Below are 17,662 nucleotides of genomic sequence, written 5' to 3'. Positions count from 1 at the left end.
GACCTCCCCATGGGCTGTTGCGAGCAGTGTGCCACGCAGCCGCGACCAAAGAAACGACACTCTGTCATTTTCACAGTGCCTCTTGCCAAGTGTGGCCACCGGAGGGAGAGTTGTACTGTGAACTACCGTTCACCCACACCGTGAGGAAGCGCTCGTGGCACCAGGCAATACGCTCGCCCCCCGGCTCATGGACCGGTGCCAGGGGACGGACATACGGCGGTACGGCTTCGATTTGCCTGCACGAGCCGAATGTGTCGCCGCCGCCCGGCGCCTGACGAGAGATCAGCTGACCCGGTGGGGCGTCGACGACGACGCCTGTGACACGGCGGTACTGGTCGTCTCCGAGCTGTTCACCAATGCCCTGCTGCACACCGCGAGCGAGCACATCGTGTGCGAACTGCGCGACAGCGACGGGCGGTTGCGTGTCGCGGTGAAGGATCAGGGGCTGCGTCCGACCGGACCGCAACTGCGCCAGGCCGCCGAGGAGGAGCACGGGCGCGGGCTCCAGCTCGTCGACGCCATGAGCAGCTTCTGGGGAACGCGCGACGCCGAGGACGGGCCCGGTCGCGTCGTCTGGGCGGAGCTTCCTTGCTGAGGTCCGTGGTGACCAGCCTGCCGGCCGGTCGCCTCTCCCGCGCCCGCCGCGGCGCCGGCAGGACCGGCGGCCGGGTGCTCCTGCCCGTACCGCCCGAGCTGTCCGCCCCGCTCGGCTGCGACGCGGTGGGACTGCCCGCGCGGCACGGATTCCGGCTCATGGCACACCTGTCGCGGCCGGGCTGTGTGTTCGCCGACGCCGACTGGTGGTGGTGGATCGTGCCGTCAGGGTCGGACCTCGGACTGACCTGGCCGCAGCCCGCGCGATACGTCGCCGGGGCGTACGTACCGGCGACACGTCCGCGCCTGATCCACTGGCCGGACGGCAGCGCGCCGTACACGCCGCCGATTCCGCTCTACCTGATGGCGTGCCGCGTGGCCGGGACCGCGCCCGCCTGGTCGGCCGCGTCTGCGCCGCCGCAACAGCTGCCGTGACCACCGGCCTCTGACGACCGGCCCCTGACCACAGGCCTCCGACCACCGCCGTCCGACCACCCGGAAGGCGTAGTTTCGGTTGGGGCGCTCTGGACAACACATGCCGTACCGGGAGTCAATTCCCTCAGTGCCAGTTCTGGCATGTCCATGCTGCCCGGGAGAGGAATCTCCGCGCCATGAACAGACCCAAGTTACGCAGCCGCGCCGTGCACACCATGACCGCCGCCGTCCTCGCCATCGGGACAGTCCTCGCCGCCGGCCCCACGTCCGCCGCCGACCGGACGACCGAGTCCGGCGCATCCCCCGCATCCGCCGCCCGGGGCACCACCCCCGTCGTCACCTGGGCCGCCAGCACCGACCGGCTGACCACCGCCGGCGCCTTCCCGGATCGTACGTACCGGCTCGTCGTGCGCACCAGCGCGGGCGGCACCGGGATGCGGATCCGGCTCTCCAACGCCTTCGGCGACCAGCCGGTGACATTCGGCCGCGCCTTCGCCGGACTCCGCTCCTCGGGCGCCTCCCTGGTGCCCGGCACCAACCGCCCGCTGTCCTTCGGCGGGTCGCCCTCGGTCACCGTCCCGCCCGGCGGATCCGTCTACAGCGACCAGCTGCCCGGGACGCTGCCGCCACAGTCCGATCTCGCCGTCAGTCTGTACGTACGCAGCGCCGGCGGCGTCGCGACCGGGCACAAGATGGCCCTCCAGACGTCGTACATCGCCCCCGTCGGCGACCACGCCTCCGGCGACTCCGCCACGCCCTACACCCAGCGGATCACCTCCTGGTTCTACCTCGACGCGGTGACGGTCGGCGCCCGGCGCGGCACCGGCGCCGTGGCCACGCTCGGCGACTCCATCACCGACGGAGCCATCTCGACCCGGGACACCAACCGCCGCTGGCCGGACTTCCTCGCCCGCAGGCTGGACGCCGATCCCGGCTCGCGCATCAAGGGCGTCGCGAACGAGGGGATCTCCGGCAACAAGGTCCTCAAGGACGGGTCGGGCGAGAGCGCGCTCAAGCGGCTCGACCGGGACGTCCTGTCCCAGCGGGGCGTGCGCACCATGGTCCTGCTCGAAGGGGTCAACGACATCAAGGGCGTCCCCGCGCCCACCGCCGCCGAGGTGATCGCCGGCTACCGGCAGCTCATCGCCAGGTCGCACGCAGCCGGCGTATGCGTGGTCGGCGCGACCGTCATGCCGTACGAAGGCTGGCGGGAATGGACGCCGGGCGGGGAAGCCGTGCGCCAGGAGGTCAATGCCTTCATCCGCGACAGCGGCGCCTTCGACGCGGTGGTCGACTTCGACAAAGCGGTCAGGGACCCGGCCGCACCGTCCCGGATCCTTCCGGCGTACAACAGCGGAGACCATCTCCACCCCAATGACGCGGGGATGCGGACGATGAGCGACACCGTCGATCTGAAGAGCCTGCGCTGCTCAAGGCATCAGTAGCTGTGGGCCCCTCGGGCGGGGCGGGCATTCCGGTCCGGTTCGAGGGACCGCAGTGCCTGCTTCGCCCGTGCCACCAGGCCGTCCGCGCTGCACGACTCCGCGAGCGCCAGGCCCCGGGTCACTTCCCCGGCGGACCCGGCCGCGATGCCGTACTCGACCCGGGCCAGCGCATGCTCGTACGCGCACGGGGACGCTTCGAGGAACGCGACCGCCTTGGACAGCAGTTCCACCGCACGCTCGCCCTCCGCCAGTGCCGCCTCGCAGCGCAGTGACTCGCCGATGGCCGTGTCCGTGCCGAAGCGCTCGGCGCGGTCACGGACGTAGGCGGCGAGGGCAGCCGCACGCTCGGGTTCCTCGGCGGCCACCGCACGGGCGAGGTCGCTCGCCCATGGGGCCATGATCCCGTTGTGACGGCCGCGAGCGGTCAACGCATCGCCCGCTGCTTCGAGTTCGGCGACGGCTTCCTTGGTGCGGCCCTGGGCGAGCAGCAGCCTTCCGCGTACGCACTGCGCGTCGGGGATCACCATCGAGGACGGGTACGGAGGGGCGAACGCATAGCGATCGGCGGCCTCCTGGGCGGCGTCGATCCTGCCCCTGGCGAGCAGTGTGTCGATGAGCATGCACGCGGCGTCCCAGTGCATCGGCAGGCCGTTCCCGACGCGCTCGGCGAGGCGCAGGCTCTCGCGCAGATACATCTCGGCCTCCGCGAGGTTGCCGCGCCTGCGCTGGAGATAGCCGACGCTGACGTGGGCGAAGGCGAGGTGGCCGCCGCTCCAGCCGGAGAGCTCGAAGTCGTGCAGCGCCTCGTCGAAGAGTCTTTCGGCCTGGTCGAGCCGGTCCGCGAAGGCGTAGGAGAGTCCGAGGAGGGACGGGGGCTCGAAGCCCCACACGGTGTTGGTCCAGCCGAGTCCGGTCGCGAGCTGGCCGTCCTGCAGGGCGCGGTCGCAGATCTGGACGATCTCTTCCGCGTTCTCGCCACGTGCCGTGCCGTCGAAGGCCCTCAGTATCAGCAGGACCCGTTCCGTGTTGTCACGGCCCGTGAGTCCTTCGGTCATCGCGGCGAGGCGGCGGGAGCGGGCGGGCCCGTCGTCCTCGGCCGCCTGCACTCCCTCCCACAGGAAGTGCACGGCCTGGAGCCGCATCCTGGCGGGCCCCGGTGCGGTCCTTGCCACCTCGGCGGCCACGACCTGCGCGGCTTCCCGTGTCTGGTTGTTGTGGGTGAGGGCCTGGGACAGCCGGAACACCACGTCCACGCGCTGGCCGGCGTCGAGCCCCGGCATGTCGAGGGCGGCCCGCAGGTGGCCGGCCGTGGTGGCGGGTGAGGTCAACAGCGTGGCGCAGCCCAGTTCGTACAGGACCTGGGCGTGGTGCTCGGGCAGCGGCGGCTCCTGGAGGGCACGCTCCAGGCAGCGCCTCGCGGCGTCCGGTGCTCCCACCGCGAGATGCTCGGCGGCCGCGGCACGCAGCTGTGCGACCAGTTCGGGATCGTCGTCCGGGTGGACTTCGAGGAGGTGCCTGGCGGCGGCTGCCGCGCCCCGGCCCGCCCGGGTGACCGCCCAGGCGGCCCTTCCGTGCATGGCGGTGCGCATCGCGGACGGGATGGCGCGGTAGACGCCGCCCGCGATGAGCGGGTGGACGAACTCCATCGGGTCCGTCCCTTCGAGGATGCGGGCCGCGCGCAGCCGTTCGGCACAGTCGGCGGCCTCGGCACGCCCGAGGACGGCGAGCGATGCGGCGAGGTCCAGGGAGATCTCGGTGCCCAGGATCGCGGCCGCCCAGGCGAACCGGGTGGTCACGGTGCCGAGCCTTTCGAGCCTGTTGATCAGCCCGGTGCCGCGCGCCGACGCGCCGAGGGCGCGCAGAGCGCCCGCGGAGCACTCGACGGGGTCCAAGCCCTCGTCGCGCACTTGGCGATGAGTTCCACGGTCTCGTACAGATTGCCGCCGGTGACCGCCCACACCTCGCGGCAGAACGGATCGTCGGCGTGCTCGCCGAGCTCGGCCCGTACGAGCCCGGCCGCGGCGGCGGGGGTGAGCGCCCGCATTGAAACGCACTCGCGCGCTGCCGCCTCGATCACGCGGATGAACTCCGCTGTGTCGCCGACGGGTTCCTCGGTGCGGTACGCCATGACGACGAGGACGGGAAGCTCGCTCCGCTGGACGAACGAGGCCAGCCAGCCGAGGGTCTCCAGGTCGCACCAGTGCGCGTCGTCCACGATCAGGACGAGCGGACGGTACGCCGCCGCCAGTCGTACGACGAGAGTGTCCAGGCCGTCACGGACGCCCTGCGGGTCGGCCTGCCCGTCCGGCGGCGCCACGCCGAGGGCGGGGCCGATGATCTCGTAGCCGTCGCCGAGCAGGCCACGGGTGTCTACGGTGCCGGGCAGTGTGAGCGCGGGTTGCAGCAGTTGTCGTACGACATGGAAGGGCACGGATGTGACGGTCTCGCCACCTCGTGCGGACCATACGGTGCAGCGTCCGGCGGCCATACGGCGTACCTCGGACAACATTGCTGTCTTGCCCAGTCCGGCCTCGCCGCTGTAGACGAGAACCCCACCGCCGGGTGTGTCGGCGCACAACGCTTCTACGGCGTGCGCGGCGGCGGCGAGTTCCGTCTCGCGTTCCAGCAGCGGGACGGTGACCGGGTGCTCCTGACGGGGCACCATCATCCCTCCCCAACGGTGGCGGATCTCGAGCGTAGCCCGGTGGGACCGCCGACGGAATCGATCCGCGCACTTTGGTCCTGGACGGGTGACGGGCTGGTAGGGGCGTAGATCGTCAATGGCCCGCCACAGCCCCGGAATCATGGGCTCCGGGGAGGGTTCCGGAAGTCTGAGCTACCGTCAACTCACGGACGGTCGGGGTTGTATACAGCTGGCGGAGCGAGACGGGCGGCAGCCCGCGTTCCCGGAGTGCTGCGGCTACTCGGACGGCGTAGAGCGAGTTGCCGCCCAGGTCGAAGAAGTTGTCGTCGGGGCCGACGGGTACGCCGAGTACGGATTCCCAGACCTCGGCCAGGGGATTGCTGGCCTGGACGGTGGACGCGGGCGCGGGCGCGGGTTCGTCCTCGGGCTGGGGCTGGGCCTCGGGCTGGGGCTCGGGCTTCGGCTCGGGAAGTTCGCGTACGTCCAGCTTCCCGTTCGCTGTGAGCGGGAGCGCGGGCAGAGGCGTCACCGTCGTCGGCACCATGTAGTCGGGCAGCAGTTTCGCGGCTCGCCGCCGTACCGCGGCCGCGGCCGCTTCGGCGAACTGCCCTTCGAGCAGCACCACGTACGCGTCGATTCGTACGCCCGCCGCGTCCTTCAGCGCATCGCCGCCGAGCACTACGGCGGCGGAGGTGACCGCCGGGTCGTCGAGGAGGACGCTGCGGATCTCGTCCAGTTCGATCCGGAAGCCGCGTATCTTGACCTGGCTGTCGAGCCGCCCGAGATGTTCCAGGGTGCCGTCGGGGCGGAGTCTGCCGAGGTCGCCGCTGCGGTAGACGCGGCCCTCCTGCCGGTAGGGATCGGGCACGAAGCGTTCGGCGGTCAGCTCCGGGCGCCCCAGGTACTCCAGTGCGACGCCCGCGCCGCCGACCCAGATCTCGCCCGCCGTTCCGGTCGGCACGGGCCTGCCCTGCGCGTCGAGCACGTACAGGTACCAGCCGGGCAGCGGACGGCCCACGGAGCGTGAACCGGCCATCGCCTCGCGGCGGGTCACCGTCTGCGCCGTGACGTGGACGGTGGTCTCGGTGATGCCGAACATGTTCACCAGCCGGCACCGGTTCTCCGGGTAGCGGTCGAACCAGCCGAGCAGCGGGCGCGTGTCGAGCGGCTCGCCGCCGAAGACGACGAGCCGCAGCGGCAGTTCGGGCCGGTGGGGCCGGTCGGCCTCCATGAGCTGGCCGAATGCCGAGGGGGTCTGGTTGAGCACTGTCACGCGTTCGCGCATGAGCAGTTCGCGGAACTCGGCGGGTGACCGGGACACCCAGTAGTCCACTACGACCAGCCTCGCGCCGGTCAGCAGTGCGCCCCAGATTTCCCAGACGGAGAAGTCGAACGCGCTGGAGTGGAAGAGCGTCCAGGTGTCGTCGGCGCCGAGGCCGAAGTCGTCGCGGGTGGCGTCCAACAGCGCGGCCACGTTGGCGTGCGGCACGACGACGCCCTTGGGGCGGCCGGTGGAGCCCGAGGTGTAGATGACGTACGCGGCTTCCTGCGGGGCGCGGGCGGGGTGGGTGCGGGCTGCCTTGGCTTGCGTGGCCGCCATGGCTTCCGTGCCTGCGACGGCCAGGTCTGCGGGGCTGAGGGTGCGGACGTCCGTGTCGTCGCGGGGGAAGGCGTCGAGGTCCGTCACGATCAGGCGCAGGCCCGCGTCCTGTGCGGTGTACGTCAGCCGGGCCGGTGGGTGCGCCGGGTCCAGCGGTACGTACACCGCATCGGCCTTCAGTACCGCGAGCATGACCACCACGAGGTCGGCGGACCGCTCCAGGCAGATACCGACCCGCTCCCCCGCCCGCACCCCGGCGGCGCGCAGCCCGGCGGCACGGAGCTCCGCCCGTTCGCGAAGGTGCGCGTAGGTCAGGGTGCGGCCGTCGTGGGTGAGGGCGGTCGCGGTGGGGCGCAGGTCTGCCTGTTCGTCGAAGAGGGCGTCGATGCGGCGGGGGCGCGGGCGGCGCGGGTGCGGGTCGCGTGCGGGGCGGCCGAGGGCGAGCCGGGTTTCAGCTTCGGCGGCGTCGAGCAGGGCGATGTCGGCGACGGGTTGGTCGGGGGATGCGGTCAACTGCTGGTAGGCGCGGGCCACGTGGCGGACGAAGGCACGCGCGGTGGCGTCGTCGACGTGTCGGAGCTGATGGTGCAGGTCGAGGGCGAGGCCGCCGTCGGGGCTGGTGGTGGTGCGGAGGGTCAGTGTGAGGGGAAAGGGGGCAGTTTGGCAGGGGAGGTGGTGCGGGGCATCGGGGGTGGGGGTGCGGGTTGCCTGCGGCGCAGTTCCCCCACTGAGGCCCCCGTCGCCCAACACGCCGACGACAGGGCGGCCCCCCTCGTACGAGCCTGGCCACGCCGCCCGGACCGCGTCCAGCAGCTGTCCCGCCGTGCACCCCTCAGAGAGGTCGACAGCCTGGACCCACGCCTCGTCAAACGCACCAAGAGTCTCCCCGGACCGGTCCGCCCCCGCCGCCAGTACGCCGACCTCCGTCGCCGCCCGCCCCTCGTACCGCCCCGCCACCAAAGCCGCAGCAGCGACCACACACGCCAGCGGATCATTGGACGTACCGTCAAGTGCCGTACTCACCACCACGCCCGTCCCCGCCCACTCGATCCGGCCGCCGGGTCCGGACCGCACCGGCGAGGTGTCGGCCGGGGCTCCCTGAGCCACATGGAACTCCCCGGCCGGCACCCGCCCCAGCACCACGTCCGCGACCCCGGCCAGCGAGCGGGCGTCAAGGCGCTGCCGGTGGGCGGTCAGGACCAGGTCGGCGGGCCCGTCGGCGTACTCCAGCAGCACGGCACGCAGCATCAGTCCCGAAGCGATGCTCACCGGGCGGTGCGTCTCGGCGTACAGCCGCCGTTCAGCCGCGTCACTGGACGCCACCGCACGGACCGTCTCCCGCCACAGCACCGGCCACCGCTCCGCCGCTTCGGGCCACCACAGCCGGACAGCGGCGTCCAGGGCCCGGCCGAAACCGTCGGCGTCACCACCGTCGGGCAGGCGTACGGACAGGGCGTGGCAGTGGGCCGACGGCGGGCAGTCCGCCGGGACGATCCGGGAGAGGGCGGCCGGGGCAGGGATGTGTGGCACTGGGGGTTCTCCGGGGGTCAGCGGGCGGTGAAGCCGCCGTCTACGGTGAGCACGCTTCCGGTCACTTGCCGGGACTCGTCCGACGCCAGCCAGACGGCCGCCCCGGCGACGTCCTCGGGCTCGATCAGGGCATTCATCGGCTGGGCCTGGACGAACGTCTCCTCGTGCTCGTCGACCGGTACGTCCAGGGACCGGGCGATCTCGGAGAGCATCCGGCCCTCGACTTGCAGTTCGTCCCGTACGGAGCCCGGGCACAGCGCGTTGACGCGGACCTTGCGCGGAGCGTAGTCCAGCGCGACGGCCTTGGTCAGGCCGACCAGTCCGTGCTTCGCCGCCACGTAACCCGCGAAGTGGCGGTAGCCCACGAGGCCAGCGGTCGAGGCGATGTTGATGATGCTGCCCGAGCCCTGGGCCGCCATCAGGCCGCCCACCGCCCGGATCGTCCGCCAGGCACCGGAGAGGTCGACGTCCAGCATGAGCTGCCATTCGTGCTCTTCGATCTCGTGTGCGGCCTTGCCCGAAGGGGCCGCGATTCCCGCATTGTTGACGAGTACGTCGACGCATCCGAAGCGGGCGACCGTGTCGGCCACCGCGGCCTCCACCTGCCCCAGGTCGCGCACATCGACGGGACGCGTGAGCACGGCTGCGCCTTCGTCCCGGCAGAGGTCGGCGGTGTACGCGAGCTGGCTCGCGGAACCGAGCGGGTAGGGGACGCCCGGCAGGTCCCCGGCCACGTCGACCAGCATCAGGTCCGCGCCCTCACGGGCGAAGGCGACCGCGCAGGCGCGGCCCAGTCCCCTCGCCGCTCCCGTGATGAGCGCGGTCTTGCCGGACAGCCGCGTCCCCATCGACGTCATCGTGCCCGGGCCGTGCGGAGTTCGCCCGCTGCCAGCCGCAGCAGAGCTTCCGCCCGCTCGGTCACGTACATGTGTCCGCCGTCGAGTTCGGCCGTCGTGAGCCTGCCGGTGGTCGCCCACGCCCACTGCGCGGCCTCCACAGCGCTGACCAGTTCGTCGTCGCGGCCCCGGACCGAGGTAATGGGAGCCGAGAGCGGGCGGTCCGAGGTGGGAACGTACGTCTCGTGCATCCGTACGTCGGCACGGAGCGTCGGCAGCAGCAGCGCTCGCATCTCGGGGTCCTCCAGTGCCACGTGGGAGTAGCCCGCGAAGGTACGGACCCGGGCCACGAACTCGTCGTCGGGCAGGTCGTTCGCATGGTCGGCGCGGCGGGTCCACGGGCCCGGCGAGCCGCTGACGACCAGACCGTCGAGACGCACGCCGGGCGTCGCTTCGAGCCGGTGCGCGAGTTCATATGCCAGCACCGCCCCCAGGCTGTGGCCGAACACGGCCACCCGGGCGCCTTCGCCGAGCTGAGCGGTCGTCAGGGCGTACGCCTCGTCCACCGCCGCGGTGGCGTCGGTGTGCGGGGGCTCGACGAAGCGCTGCTCGCGGCCGGGAAGCTGCACGGGGAGGATGCGCAGGCCCTCGGGTGCCAGGTCCTGCCACGGCGTGAAGAACGAAGCCCCCGCTCCGGCGAAGGGCAGGCAGATGAGGAAGGTCTCTTCCACGGGTGGTGTGGCTCCGTTCCTGGGGAAGGCCGCGCTGATCTCGGCGGCCACAGCGTCGCCGTTGATGGGGTCCAGTAGGTAGAAGTGCCCGCCGGGGAAGGAGCGTTGGCGGCGTCCGGCAGGGGCGTACGTCGTCCAGGCGGCCGGTTCCGGGCCTGTGACGAGTGCGTCGTCCTCGCCCGTCAGCACCGTCACCGGCACGGGCAGCGCCCGCCCCGCGTTGAGCCGGGCCAGCCGTCGGCCCAGTGTCAGGTCCCCGGCGTAACCGGCAATCCCGGCGTCCCCAGGGACGCCGGCGCCCACGTCCGGCGGTGCGCTGAGCACCAGTCCCGCGCACAGGTCCGGCGCCTCCAGGGCGAGGGCCGCCGCGAGCACCGACCCCATGCTGTGGCCGAAGTACACGGTGGGCAGCGCGGGCATCCGCCGCAGTTCACCGAGGACGGCGCGCACCACGGCCGGCGGGTCGTCGGGCATGTCGACGAAGGTCTCCGCGTACCGCCGTTCGCGCCCCGGCAGGGTGACGCCGACGACTTCGATGCTGTCGGGCAGGCGCTTCAGCAGGGGCAGGAGGGAGTTGGGGCCGGCGCCCGCGTTGGGCACGGCGACGACCCGGCCGTGCGGCCCGGCGCCGCGTGCGGGGCGCAGTACGGCCGTCCATTCCTTACGGGACTTGTTATCGGTCATCGCCTAGCCCGCCGTGACGAATTCGGTGAGCACCTGGGCCAGCAGCCACGGGTCCTGCGTTCCGCACAGCTCACGCGCCGAGTGCATGGAGAGGCCCGGCACCCCCACATCGACCGTGGGAATGCCCGTACGGGCCGCCGTGAGCGGGCCGATCGACGTACCGCAGGGCATGGCGTTGTTCGAGACGAACGACTGCCACGGAGTCCCGGCCCTTTCGCACGCCGCGGCGATGACCGCGATGCCCTGCCCGTCGGTGGCGTAGCGCTGGTTGACGTTGACCTTCACCACCGGCCCACCGTTGGGCAGCGGACGGTGGTCCTGGTCATGGCGCTCCGGGTAGTTCGGGTGTACGGCGTGCGTCATGTCGGCCGATACGCAGAACGAGCCCGCGAAAGCCCGCTCCCGGTCCTCCTGCGTACCGCCGCGCGCGGCGACCGACCGGTTCAGTACACGTTCGAGGAGGGGGCTCTGGGCGCCGCTCTCCGACGCGCTGCCGACCTCCTCGTGGTCGAAGGCGGCCAGCACCGGTACGTACGCGCTCTCCCGGCCCGTGGCGGCGGCCAGTGCGGTGACGCCCGCGTGGACCGACACGAGGTTGTCGAGGCGGGAGGAGACCAGGAACTCCTCGTCCGCTCCGAGATACGCGGGCGCCTGTACGTCGTGGAACATCAGGTCCCAGCCGAGGATCTCGTAGAAGTCCGCGTCGGCCTCCTCCGCCACCCGGCTGAGCAGCGCGCCCTGTTCGGCCCCGCCGAGACCCCAGATCGGGGCGGTGTGCCGCTGCCGGTCGAGGGCGAGGCCCTCGTTGACCGTACGGTCGAGATGGATGGCGAGCTGCGGAACCCGTAGCAGCGGCAGGTCGATGCACACCAGCCGGTTCGTCCCGTCGCGCATCGTGACCCGCCCCGAGATGCCCAGGTCACGGTCGAGCCAGGTGTTGAGCGGCACTCCGCCGTACACCTCGACGGCGACCTGCCGCCAGCCCACCGAGCTGGTGTCGGGCGAGGGCTTGACGCGGAGGTTCGGCGAGTCGGTGTGTGCTCCGACGATCCGGAAGGGGGTGTGCGCGGATGCGCCCTCGGGGACGTACCAGGCGATGAGGGCGCCGCCGCGTACGACGTAACAGCCGCCGCTCTCACCGGACCAGCTGTCGGTCTCGGCCAGCTCCCGGAAACCGGCCTTCTCCAGCCGCTGGGCCGCGCTCGCCACCGCGTGGTACGGGGACGGGCTGGCGCGGATGAAGGAGATCAGGTCGTCGCTGTGACTCCGGTCGTGGGTCAGCGTCATGCGGTCCGTGCCTTTCCGTTGGCCTGCAGCAGAGGTCCGACCGGCTCTTCGGGCCGGGAGCACAGCTCGCTCAGGAGGGTGGTGTATTCGGTGAGCAGTGCCTCGGCGGCTTCCGCGTCCCACAGGTCGGCGGAGTATTCGAGGAACGTCCGGTAGCCCGTCGCGGGGTCCCTGCGCGGTGCCAGGCCGAAGCAGAGTTCGCTGCGGGCGAGCGGCGGCGCCAGGTCGTCCACCTCGACGCCGAGATACGGGATCTCGATGTCGGTGTCGACGGAGTTCTGGAAGGCGAGGACGTACGGGACGCGGTCGGGGACGTCGGTCGCGCCCGCGTCCCGCATCGCCTGCATGATCCGTGCCGTGGGCAGCACATTGGCCATGGCTTCCATCGCGCCGGTGCCGGTGCGGGTGACCAGGGCGGCGCAGCTCTCGTCCGGATCGGGGCGTACACGGACCATGATCGCCGTCGATGTCATGGCGACCAGGGATTCGAAGGCGGTGGCCTCGCGGTTGGCGTAGGGAACGGCGAGGAGGATGTCCCGCTCGCCCGAGAGCCTGGCCAGGAAGACGCCGAGGGCGGCGGCGGCCACGGCGAAGGGTGTGGTGTGCCGGGCTGCGGCGAACCCTTCCACGGCGGCGCGGAGTTCACCGGACGCCAGGCCCCGGATCGTACCGCCGCGTCCGCTGAGCTTTTCGGGTCTCGGGAGTGCGGTGGGCACGTCGAGGGCGGCCGGTACGCCGTCCAGGTACGCCGCGCAGTGCGCGGCCCTGCGGGCCTCGGTGGCCGGGTCGTCCTGCGCGCGCTGCCAGCGTGCATAGTCGGTGGACTGGGACGCGGGGGCGGAGAGGGTGTGGGCGGTGCCTGCGGCGTACGCGGCGTACAGCTCGGCGATTTCCGCGAGGAGCAAGGACAGGGACCAGCCATCCACACAGATGTGGTGCAGTACGAACATCAGCGCCCACTCGTCCTCCTCGGTCCGGATCAGGCGGAGGCGGGGCAGGACGGGGCGGGTGAGGTCGAAGCTCGCTGCGGCTGCCTCGTGGCACAACTCCTCGCCGTGTTTGCGGCGTTCGGCGGCGGCCGGGAGGTGCGTGAGATCCTCGACCGGCAGGTCGAGCGGCGGAGGTGCGACGACCTCCTGCCACCAGGCGCCGTCGGCTTGCTGCACGAAGCGCGTGCGCAGGCCGTGGTGGCGGCCGATCAGCTCGGCCAGGGCCGCCCGGAGCGCGTCCGGGTCCAGGGCGCCGCTGAAGCGGATCCGGGTCGGTATGTTCCAGACCTCGGCGTGCGGTACGGAATAGTGGCCGGCGATCATGCGGGCCTGCTGGTCGCTCACCGGGGCCCGGTCGGTCACCTCGTACGTCATGTCGGAGATCCTGGCGATCAACTCGGCCTTGTGTACGCGCAGTTCGGCGAGGAGGTCGTCGGTGAGCGCGTGCCGGGGCGCGTCGTAGCGCAGTGCGCCCCCTGGCGTCGCCAGCAGCCGCACGTCGAGCGCTTCCAGCCGGACGAGCAGTGTGTCGATGTGGTCGGGTGCGGTCACAGTTCCCCCTGTACGCGCGGCGCGTCCTGGCCGGGTCCGGCCAGCTGGTCCTGCATGGCCCGCAGGGTGGCGTCCTGGAAGAAGTCCGCCATGGGGTAGTCGGTCCCCAGCGCGTCGCGCACCCGGTTGACGAGCCTGATCGCGCTGATCGAATTGCCGCCGAGGTCGAAGAAATTGTTGTCGGCGGGGAAGCCCTCGGTCCCGAGAACCGCCTCCCACACCGCGCGCAGGGTTGCAGCGGTCGAGTCTTCTGCCGTGTCCCCCGGGTACGCCGGCAGCTCGCCCACGCGCTCGGCGGTCCCCTCGGCCATCGCCGCGAGCACCCGGTCGAGCTGGTCCAGGCAGCCGCGCACGGTGGCCTCGTCGAAGAGATCCGCGTCGTAGCGGATACGGAGCCCCAGCCCGGCGGCGCTGCGGGTGGCCATCAAGGCCAGTTCGAGGGGCGCGGACTCGGTACCGCCGTCGAGCCCCTCGACGCGCAGGCCGGGCAGTTCGATACGGGCGAGGGGTTCAGTGTCGAGGTCAGCCGAGACGGTGACCAGCGGACGCGGGTTGCCCGGGTCGGGATGCCCGGCGGCCGACAACGCGTCGAGGTCCACGTCACGATGCGCGTCGGCGTCGAACAGTGTGTCCCTGGTGGCCCGTACGGCGTCGGTCAGACCGGTGCGGTCCGTGAGCGACGTACGCAGCGGGAGCAGCGCGACATGGAAGCCCACCGTGTCGCGCTGGTCCGGCGCTCTGCGCCCGAAGGTGCTGCCGACGACGAAGTCGTCTTGACCGGCGTACTGGCGGAGCACGATCTGCCAGCCTGTGAGCAGCGTCGCGAACAGTGTGACGCCTTGCCGCCCGGCCCAGTCCTGAAGCTGTGCGGTGCGCTCGGGCCCGAGCCTGACGGCCACGGCGGCTCCGCGGCCCGCGACGGTGCGTCCGCGCGGGCGGTCGGCCGGCATCAGGAGCACGGGCGGCTTGTCGCCGAGGTGGTCGCGCCACCACGTGAGGTCGTCGTCGTCCGGGCTGCCGGTCGGGGCGGCGGCCGGTTCGAGCGTCGTACCGGCGGGGCGGGCGAAGGCGGGTTCGCGGCCCTTCACGGCCGCCCGGTACAGCTCCTGGAGGTCGGAGGCGAGAATCTCGGCCGAGTGGCCGTCCGTGAGGATGTGGTGCATGCCGAGCAGCAGCGCGTGATCGCCGGGGCCGAGCATGAGCAGCCTGGGCGTGAACAGCGGCCCTTCGGCCAGGTCGTACGGGCGCTCGCTCTCCTCGCTCAGTGCCTCGGCGATCGCCTTGTCGGCGTCCTGCCCACGGGCGTCGGTGACCACCAGCTCGGGCCACAGGCCGGGACGTACGACCTGGACCACGGTCTCGTCCCCGCGCCCGGCACGGAAGACGGTGCGCAGCGCCGCGTGCCGCTCGACGAGGCCGGTGACGGCGGCGCGCAGGGCGACCGGATCCAGGCGCCCGCGCAGGCGCACGGCCTGTATCTCGTTGTACGCCGCCGGGTTGCCGATCAGCCGGGAGGCCAGCCAGAGGCGCTGCTGGGCGGGGGTGGCGGGGGCGGTGACCGCCTGGTCTGTCGCCGCCGGGGGCGTGGTCGCCGGGGCCGTCGGCGCCAGGGCCGTCGGCGCCAGGGCCGTCGGCGTATCGCGGTCGTGGTACCGCCTGCGCAGTACGTCCAGCTGCTCAAGACCCGACCGCATCAGCTGGGTCGGCATGCCGAAGTCGACGAGCGCCGCGATCTCGTCGGCCCCGGCGGCGTGCAGGGCGTCGACGACGGGGGCGCAGGTGTCGGGCGTGCCGATCAGGGCGCGCTGGTCGCAGTAACGGTCGTACGCCCGGCGGAACAGGTAGTCGAGGTCCTCCTCGCTCGCGGCGGCCACGTCCTCGGGGCTGCGGCCGAGCGCCGTCGCGGCGGAGCGCATCAGCAGCGACGAGCGCAGGTAGCCGCTCATCGGCTCCAGCGCGTCGGCCCGCGCCTTCGCGTGGTCCTCGGCGAGGTAGGTGTGGATCAGGACGGTCACGCGGCCGGCGTCGGGGTCCAGGCCGTGTTCGGCGCGGACCTGGCGGTAGTGGCGGATGTTCTCGGCCAGTTGCGCAACGCTCTGGTTCATCAGGTTCGTGACGATGCCGAGGTCGCGGCTCGCCGCCTCGGCGTACGACGCACGCTGCCCGGAGGTCGCGAGGAACATGGGCGGCATGTCCTGGACGGGGCGCGGCTGGATCCGTACGTCGATGTCGCGGCCCTCGCCTGTACGGCGGCGCACCGCGTCGCCGCGCCACAGCCGGCGTACGTCGTCGAGATGGGCGAAGGCGATTTCCTTGCGGTCCTGGAAGCGGTACGGGTGGAGAACGAAGTCGTTGGCGTGCCAGCCGGTGGCGCAGCCGATACCGACGCGGCCGCCGGAGAGGTTGTCGGCCACCGACCACTCCTCGGCGACGCGGACGGGGTCGTGCAGGGGCAGGACGACGGATCCGGCGTTCAGCCTGATGTTGTGGGTTTCGCGGGCGAGAGCGGCGGCCAGGACGGCCGGGTTGGGGAACAGGCCGCCGAAGGAGTGGAAGTGGCGTTCGGGCAGCCAGAGGCTGCTGAAGTCGTGTGTGTCGGCAAACCGGGCCGTCTCGATGAGCTGCTCGTACTTGTCGCCTGTGGCGGCGTCGTCGTCCGTGGTCTCTTCCGGGTAGTTGCCGAAGAAGTAGACGCCGAAGTCGGGGGCGGGGCGCTCGCGAGGGGCGTTGGTGGGACGGGCCTTTGATTTGGCCTTCTCGGGAAAGTAGCCGCCCTGGCGGCGCAGTTCGCGCAGGGAGTCCTTCACCGCGTCGGTGATCCGCTGGATGTCGGAGTCGGTGTGGGCGGTGGAGAGGTAGAAGCTGCGCCACTCCCACACATGGATGCCGCGCAGCATCAGGTGGTGGTAGAGCAGCTCCATGTCGGCGCGGTGTGTGAAGCGGAACATCGACCCGAAGTGGGCCAGTTCCAGGGGGAATTCCTCTTCGCTGAAGAAGTGGTTGAGGTCGTCGGCGAGTGCGTCCGTGCGTGCGTTCAGGCGCTCCTGGAGGCCTGGCCCCTGCTCCTTGATGTGCGTGAGGACCGCTCTGGCCGCCGCCATGGAGACGGGGTGCTGGATGTACGTACCGCCGAAGAAGGTGGTGTCGCGCATCGGGCGGCTGTCGTCGCCGTACTGCCAGAAGCCGCCGTCGATGCCGTCCATGATGTCGGCGCGGCCGGCGATGGCGCCGATGGGGAAGCCGCTGCCGAGGGCCTTGCCGTACGTCGCGAGGTCGGGGACGACGCCGAAGTGGTGCTGGGCGCCGCGCGGGTGGGGACGCAGACCGGTGAGCATCTCGTCGAAGAGGAGCACGATGCCGCGGCGGGTGTTGAGTTCGCGCAGCGAGCGGAGGAACTCGACCGGCCTGAGAGCGGGGTTGCGGCACTGGACGGGCTCGACGAGTACCGCGGCGATGGTGTCGCCGAGCGACTCGATGGTCTCCAGGCTCTCCTGGGCGCCGTATTCGAGTACGAGCAGTTCGGACACGGCGCTGCGCGGGATGCCGCGGGACACCGGGACGGCGTGGTGCCCTTCGGGGCCCGGGCGCCCGAGCACGGAGTCCACATGGCCGTGGTACGAGCCGCGGAACATGACGATGCGGTCGCGGTCGGTGGCGGCGCGGGCTAGGCGGACGGCGGCGGAGTTGGCCTCGGTGCCGGAGTTGGCGAAGGCCACCCGCTCCATTCCGGTCGTCTCGGCGAGCAGCTCGGCCACTTCACCGGTGTCGGCCGAGCGCGGGCCGAGGCGCAGCCCGTCGGCGAGGTGGCGGCGTACGGCATCGGCGACGAAATCCGGTTCGTGGCCGAAGAGCAGGGCGCCGAAGCCCATGGTGATGTCCGTGTAGTCGTTGCCGTCGACGTCGGTGAGCCGGGCACCGCGCGCGGAGCGGGCGGCGATCGGGTACAGCATCTCCTTGGTGGCCCGCCGGAAGCCCACTACGGCGCGACTGTCGGCGAGCACGGACCGGTGCCGCTGGGCCAGTTCCTTCGAGGTACGGGTGCGCCCGGTGAACCGCCGCACGAGGTCGGCGGCGTGCGCCAGTTGGCGCCGATCTGCCCGGTCCCCGGCCATGCCGGAGCCTTGGGGGACGGTGACTCGGGGGCCGTGCTGATCAGTGAGCTGGGGTTCGGGAGAGGTTTCGGGGAAGGTTGGGAGTGCGGGCGCGGGCGCCGAGGAGCGTGCGGGTGCGATCCCGGCCTCGGGGGCGGACGGAAGCGCGGTTGCGGGCGTCGGCGTGGCCGGTGCGGACACCGATGAAACTGCAGGAGCGATCGCAGCCTCGGCTGTCGACAGA

At 71.8% G+C, this 17,662-nt stretch carries 9 protein-coding genes and 2 pseudogenes; 3 read left to right on the top strand and 8 right to left on the bottom strand.

Annotated elements, in window-relative coordinates; genetic code table 11:
- Nucleotides 1–154: 154 nt before the first annotated feature.
- The 3 genes from PXH83_RS27795 to PXH83_RS27785 all read left to right on the top strand — a co-directional run bounded on the left by PXH83_RS27795 (nucleotide 155) and on the right by PXH83_RS27785 (nucleotide 2,474).
- Nucleotides 155–595 (top strand): ATP-binding protein, encoded by a 441-nt coding sequence (locus PXH83_RS27795; protein ID WP_274564018.1) that lies wholly within the window; start codon nucleotides 155–157, stop codon nucleotides 593–595.
- Nucleotides 589–1,029 (top strand): hypothetical protein, encoded by a 441-nt coding sequence (locus tag PXH83_RS27790; RefSeq protein WP_420803257.1) that lies wholly within the window; start codon nucleotides 589–591, stop codon nucleotides 1,027–1,029. The genes PXH83_RS27795 and PXH83_RS27790 overlap by 7 nt, the downstream gene beginning before the upstream one ends.
- Nucleotides 1,030–1,205: 176 nt before the next feature.
- Entirely contained in the window at nucleotides 1,206–2,474 is a 1,269-nt protein-coding gene (locus PXH83_RS27785; RefSeq protein WP_274564016.1) for an SGNH/GDSL hydrolase family protein, read from the top strand.
- Here the strand turns inward: PXH83_RS27785 and PXH83_RS27780 are convergent.
- The 8 genes and pseudogenes from PXH83_RS27780 to PXH83_RS27745 all read right to left on the bottom strand — a co-directional run bounded on the left by PXH83_RS27780 (nucleotide 2,468) and on the right by PXH83_RS27745 (nucleotide 17,439).
- A pseudogene (locus PXH83_RS27780) lies at nucleotides 2,468–5,139 on the bottom strand (ATP-binding protein). The gene PXH83_RS27785 and the pseudogene PXH83_RS27780 overlap by 7 nt on opposite strands.
- Before the next feature lie 112 nt (nucleotides 5,140–5,251).
- On the bottom strand, nucleotides 5,252–8,248 hold the full coding sequence (locus tag PXH83_RS27775) for an amino acid adenylation domain-containing protein (protein WP_274564014.1): 2,997 nt from the start codon (nucleotides 8,246–8,248) through the stop codon (nucleotides 5,252–5,254).
- Between the two features lie 17 nt (nucleotides 8,249–8,265).
- On the bottom strand, nucleotides 8,266–9,105 hold the full coding sequence (locus PXH83_RS27770; RefSeq protein WP_420803256.1) for a mycofactocin-coupled SDR family oxidoreductase: 840 nt from the start codon (nucleotides 9,103–9,105) through the stop codon (nucleotides 8,266–8,268).
- On the bottom strand, nucleotides 9,102–9,815 hold the full coding sequence (locus PXH83_RS27765; RefSeq protein WP_274565189.1) for a thioesterase II family protein: 714 nt from the start codon (nucleotides 9,813–9,815) through the stop codon (nucleotides 9,102–9,104). The genes PXH83_RS27770 and PXH83_RS27765 overlap by 4 nt, the downstream gene beginning before the upstream one ends.
- Before the next feature lie 321 nt (nucleotides 9,816–10,136).
- Nucleotides 10,137–10,499 (bottom strand): annotated as a pseudogene (locus PXH83_RS32380) (thioesterase II family protein); the annotation flags it as partial.
- A gap of 3 nt (nucleotides 10,500–10,502) precedes the next feature.
- The gene (locus PXH83_RS27755) at nucleotides 10,503–11,786 is read right to left on the bottom strand and encodes a M18 family aminopeptidase (protein WP_274564009.1); all 1,284 of its coding nucleotides are present in this window, start codon (nucleotides 11,784–11,786) and stop codon (nucleotides 10,503–10,505) included.
- Complete coding sequence (locus PXH83_RS27750) at nucleotides 11,783–13,327, bottom strand: condensation domain-containing protein (protein WP_274564006.1); 1,545 nt, start codon at nucleotides 13,325–13,327, stop codon at nucleotides 11,783–11,785. Before PXH83_RS27750 ends, PXH83_RS27755 begins: the two co-directional genes overlap by 4 nt.
- Complete coding sequence (locus PXH83_RS27745; protein ID WP_274564004.1) at nucleotides 13,324–17,439, bottom strand: MupA/Atu3671 family FMN-dependent luciferase-like monooxygenase; 4,116 nt, start codon at nucleotides 17,437–17,439, stop codon at nucleotides 13,324–13,326. Before PXH83_RS27745 ends, PXH83_RS27750 begins: the two co-directional genes overlap by 4 nt.
- Nucleotides 17,440–17,662: the final 223 nt, after the last annotated feature.

The organism is Streptomyces spiramyceticus (genome assembly GCF_028807635.1).
Taxonomy (GTDB): Bacteria; Actinomycetota; Actinomycetes; order Streptomycetales; family Streptomycetaceae; genus Streptomyces; species Streptomyces spiramyceticus.
Note: the sequence above shows the minus strand (reverse complement) of the source record. Positions and strands in the feature narration are given on the sequence as shown.

Bases quoted from the DNA above. Each gene is read 5' to 3' on its own strand.
- PXH83_RS27785 (WP_274564016.1), top strand. From the start codon at position 1,206: ATGAACAGACCCAAGTTACGCAGCCGCGCCGTGCACACCATGACCGCC.
- PXH83_RS27770 (WP_420803256.1), bottom strand. From the start codon at position 9,105: ATGACGTCGATGGGGACGCGGCTGTCCGGCAAGACCGCGCTCATCACG.
- PXH83_RS27755 (WP_274564009.1), bottom strand. From the start codon at position 11,786: ATGACGCTGACCCACGACCGGAGTCACAGCGACGACCTGATCTCCTTC.
- PXH83_RS27745 (WP_274564004.1), bottom strand. From the start codon at position 17,439: ATGGCCGGGGACCGGGCAGATCGGCGCCAACTGGCGCACGCCGCCGAC.